General features: G+C 57.4%; 3 protein-coding genes and 2 pseudogenes. 1 reads left to right on the top strand and 4 read right to left on the bottom strand.

The features are described from left to right. A pseudogene (locus ACQKP4_RS28525) lies at window positions 1-96 on the top strand (sulfite exporter TauE/SafE family protein); the annotation flags it as partial. A gap of 30 nt (window positions 97-126) precedes the next feature. Here the strand turns inward: ACQKP4_RS28525 and pheT are convergent. The 4 genes and pseudogenes from pheT to rpmI all read right to left on the bottom strand — a co-directional run bounded on the left by pheT (window position 127) and on the right by rpmI (window position 4,240). Continuing rightward, window positions 127-2,508: a phenylalanine--tRNA ligase subunit beta gene (pheT, locus tag ACQKP4_RS28520; RefSeq protein WP_427637379.1), complete on the bottom strand. Its 2,382-nt coding sequence runs from the start codon at window positions 2,506-2,508 to the stop codon at window positions 127-129. A 26-nt stretch (window positions 2,509-2,534) separates the two neighbouring features. After that, a complete protein-coding gene (gene pheS / locus ACQKP4_RS28515; protein WP_150709202.1) occupies window positions 2,535-3,551 on the bottom strand; it encodes a phenylalanine--tRNA ligase subunit alpha in 1,017 nt (338 codons plus the stop codon). 109 nt (window positions 3,552-3,660) lie between these two features. Further along, a pseudogene (rplT, locus tag ACQKP4_RS28510) lies at window positions 3,661-4,018 on the bottom strand (50S ribosomal protein L20). A 27-nt stretch (window positions 4,019-4,045) separates the two neighbouring features. Continuing rightward, window positions 4,046-4,240, bottom strand: coding sequence for a 50S ribosomal protein L35 (rpmI, locus tag ACQKP4_RS28505; RefSeq protein WP_008145659.1), 195 nt, complete (start codon window positions 4,238-4,240; stop codon window positions 4,046-4,048). Between the last annotated feature and the right edge of the window lie 85 nt (window positions 4,241-4,325).

The raw sequence follows: 4,325 nt of genomic DNA, 5'->3' as shown, positions 1-4,325 counted from the left end.
CTATGGCGCGGCGCGTTGGGCGGCGCAGAATTGAGCGCGTCGTTGCTGGCGCTGATCCCCGCAGTGCTGGGCATGTTGCTCGGCCAATGGCTGCGCCATTTCAGCTTTCGTCAGAGCCCCCATACGTCACTTCCTTAACGTGGCGTTCAACCTTTGTTCGAGCGAGGTGAGGATATTTTGCGTCGTGGTATTCACCTCATCGTCATTAAGAGTGCGCGATGGATGCTGCCAGGTCAAGCCGACTGCAAGGCTTTTTCTATCAGGATCAATGCCTTTACCCTGATACACGTCAAATAGCCTGAGGTCTGTCAGCCATTCGCCTGCATTTTCACGGATTACGTCCAGTACAGCGCTGGCTGCAACGTCTTTTTCGGCGATCAGCGCAAGGTCACGACGTACTTCAGGAAAGCGTGATAACTCATGGAATTTAGGCATTTTGCCCAACGCCACTTCAGCCAAAACCAGCTCGAAAACGAAAACCGGGCGGTCGAGACCGAGGGTTTTCGACAATTCAGGATGGATCGCGCCAACAAACCCAACCAAACGACCTTCACGCTCGATGCGCGCGGTTTGCCCCGGGTGCAACGCTGGGTGTTTGCCCGGCAGGAACGTGAACGAATCCAGCGCGCCGGCAAAGCCAAGCACCGCTTCCACGTCGGCTTTGACGTCGAAGAAGTCCACGACGTCGCGACCTTGCGCCCAGCCTTCCGGCAGACGGCTGCCGCACACAACGCCCGCCAGCATCGGCTCTTGCTTCAGGCCATTCAGCTGACCGACAAAGCGCAGACCGCTTTCGAACAGACGGACGCGATCCTGTTGACGGTTCAGGTTGTGCTGAAGAGCCTTGACCAGACCTGGCCACAAGGACGAGCGCATAGCCGCCATGTCGTTCGAGATCGGATTGGCCAGCAACAACGGCTCGACACCCGGATTAAACAACTCGAATTGTTTCGGATCGATGAAGCTGTAAGTGATCGCTTCCTGATAACCACGGGCTACCAGCAGGCGACGCAGCTCAGGCAGATCGCTGCGCGCTTCAGCCTTGGCTTGCGGCGCCAGACGAGCTTGCGGGTAGCGAACCGGCAGACGGTTATAACCGTACAGGCGGGCCAACTCTTCAATCAGATCGACTTCGAGGCTGATATCGAAACGGTGGCTTGGCACTTCAACGCGCCACTGCCCTGCCCCGTCAGCAGAAACGGTCAGCCCCAAACCGTTGAGCAGACGCTCAACTTCAGTGGCGTCCATTTCCATGCCCAGCATCTGGGTAATGCGCTGCGCACGCAGAGTGACCGGCGCAATCTTCGGCAAGTGCTGTTCGCTGACAGTTTCGATGATCGGGCCGGCTTCACCACCAGTAATTTCCAGCAGCAGGCCAGTGGCGCGCTCCATGGCTTCACGCGCCAACTGCCAGTCCACGCCACGCTCGTAACGGTGCGAGGCGTCGGTGTGCAGGCCATAGGAGCGGGCCTTGCCAGCAACAGCGATCTGATCGAAGAACGCGCTTTCGAGGAAGATATCGCGAGTGGTCGCAGTGTTGACACCGCTGTGCTCGCCACCCATCACGCCGGCGATTGCCAGAGCGCGAGTGTGGTCGGCGATCACCAGCGTATCGCTACGCAAGCTGACTTCCTGACCGTCAAGCAGCACCAGCTTCTCGCCTTCTTCGGCCATGCGCACGCGGATGCCGCCATTGATTTCAGCGAGATCGAACGCGTGCAGCGGTTGACCCAATTCCAGCATCACGTAGTTGGTGATGTCGACGGCAGCGTCGATGCTGCGTACTTCAGAGCGCCGCAGGCGTTCAACCATCCACAATGGCGTAGGCTTCGACAGGTCAACGTTTCGGATCACACGACCCAGATAACGCGGACACGCGTCGGGCGCCAGCACTTCAACCGAACGCACTTCATCATGCACGGCCTGGACGGTCGCAACGACCGGACGCGTGACGTCGGCGGCGTACAGAGCGCCCACTTCACGGGCCAGACCAGCAACGGACAGGCAGTCACCGCGGTTCGGGGTCAGGTCGACCTCGATGCTGGCGTCGTCCAAGCCCAGGTATTCACGAATGTCCTGACCAACCGGTGCATCGACCGGTAATTCCATCAGACCATCGTTGCCTTCACCGACTTGCAGCTCGGCTTGCGAGCACAGCATGCCGTTGGACTCAACGCCACGCAGCTTGGCTTTCTTGATTTTGAAGTCGCCCGGCAGTTCAGCACCGATCATGGCGAACGGAATTTTCAGGCCCGGGCGCACGTTTGGCGCGCCGCAGACAACCTGGAAGGTCTCCACACCATTGCTGACCTGACACACACGAAGTTTGTCGGCGTCCGGGTGCTGCTCGGTGCTCAACACCTCGCCCACGATAACGCCGCTGAATTCACCAGCGGCCGGCGTAACGCTGTCGACCTCAAGACCGGCCATCGACAGACGAGCAACCAGCTCGTCGCGACTTACCTGCGGGCTTACCCAGCCACGCAGCCATTGTTCACTGAATTTCATCCTGCTCTCCTAAGAATTCGTTACGACTAGCGAAATTGCGCGAGGAACCGCAAGTCGTTGTCGAAGAACAGACGCAAGTCGTTCACGCCGTAACGCAGCATGGCCAGCCGCTCAACGCCCATGCCGAAGGCAAAGCCCGAAAACTCTTCCGGGTCGATCCCGGACATACGCAACACGTTCGGGTGAACCATGCCGCAACCCATAACTTCCAGCCAACCAGTCTGCTTGCAGACCCGGCAGCCTTTGCCGCTGCACATCACACATTCCATATCGACTTCAGCGGATGGCTCGGTGAACGGGAAGTACGAAGGACGGAAACGTACGGCCAGTTCTTTTTCGAAGAACACGCGCAGGAATTCTTCGATGGTGCCTTTGAGGTCGGCAAAATTGATGTCGCGATCAACCAGCAGGCCTTCAACCTGGTGGAACATCGGCGAGTGGGTGATATCGGAATCGCTACGGTACACACGGCCTGGGCAGACGATGCGGATTGGCGGTTGTGTCGACTCCATGGTGCGGACCTGTACCGGCGAGGTATGGGTGCGCAGCAACATGTTGGCATTGAAATAGAAAGTGTCATGCATCGACCGGGCCGGGTGATGGCCTGGGATGTTGAGCGCTTCAAAGTTGTGATAGTCGTCCTCGACCTCAGGGCCTTCGGCAATGCCGTAGCCGATGTGGGTGAAGAACTGTTCGATACGTTCCAGAGTGCGCGTAACCGGATGCAGACCGCCGGAGGTCTGGCCACGGCCAGGCAGGGTCACATCAATGGACTCGGCGGACAGTTTGGCGGCCAGGTCGGCCTCTTCAAACAGTGCCTTGCGGGCATTGAGAACCTCTGTGACACGTTCCTTGGCAACGTTGATCAGGGCGCCGACTTGCGGACGCTCTTCTGCCGGCAAATTCCCCAGGGTCTTCATCACCTGAGTCAACTCGCCCTTTTTGCCGAGGTAGTGAACCCGGATTTGCTCCAGGGCATTGATATCTTCAGCGCTTTGCACAGCCTCTAGTGCTTGAGAGACCAGCGCATCCAGGTTTTCCATGTACAGACTCCAGATACAAAATAGGGGAAGAGCTTGAAGGCTCTTCCCCTATTTATGACGTTTAACACCTGGCCCCACAGAGGTGAAGCCGGGTGACTGTCGGGGGTACTTAAGCCAAGGTGGCTTTAGCTTTCTCGACAATCGCAGCAAACGCCGCTTTTTCGTTCACTGCCAGATCAGCCAGAACCTTACGGTCGATCTCGATGGACGCTTTTTTTCAGGCCGGCGATGAAACGGCTGTAGGACAGACCGTTGATACGTGCACCAGCGTTGATACGAGCGATCCACAGAGCGCGGAACTGACGTTTTTTCTGACGACGGTCACGGTAGGCGTATTGGCCTGCCTTGATTACCGCTTGCTTGGCAACACGGAATACGCGCGAGCGAGCGCCGTAGTAGCCTTTAGCAAGTTTCAGAATTTTTTTGTGACGTTTACGGGCAATGACGCCACGCTTTACACGAGCCATGAGTTACTTCCTCTATTCTTGACTAAATTAACGAAGGCGCAGCATGCGCTCGACTTTTGCCACGTCACACGGTGCCAGCAAGCTGCTACCGCGCAGTTGACGCTTACGCTTGGTCGACATTTTAGTCAGGATGTGGCTCTTGAAAGCGTGCTTGTGCTTGATACCGTTAGCAGTTTTCAGAAACCGCTTAGCAGCACCACTTTTAGTTTTCATTTTTGGCATGTTCGGATACTCCGCATTCAGTTGATAAACCAATCCGAGCGCGCGGCCATCTCGGCCGGCAGCAGGCGATTGGCCCAGAAGAACG

The sequence above is a fragment of the Pseudomonas sp. NPDC086278 genome (assembly GCF_050280905.1).
Classification (GTDB): Bacteria; Pseudomonadota; Gammaproteobacteria; order Pseudomonadales; family Pseudomonadaceae; genus Aquipseudomonas.
This window is presented reverse-complemented; position numbering and strand designations above follow the sequence as displayed.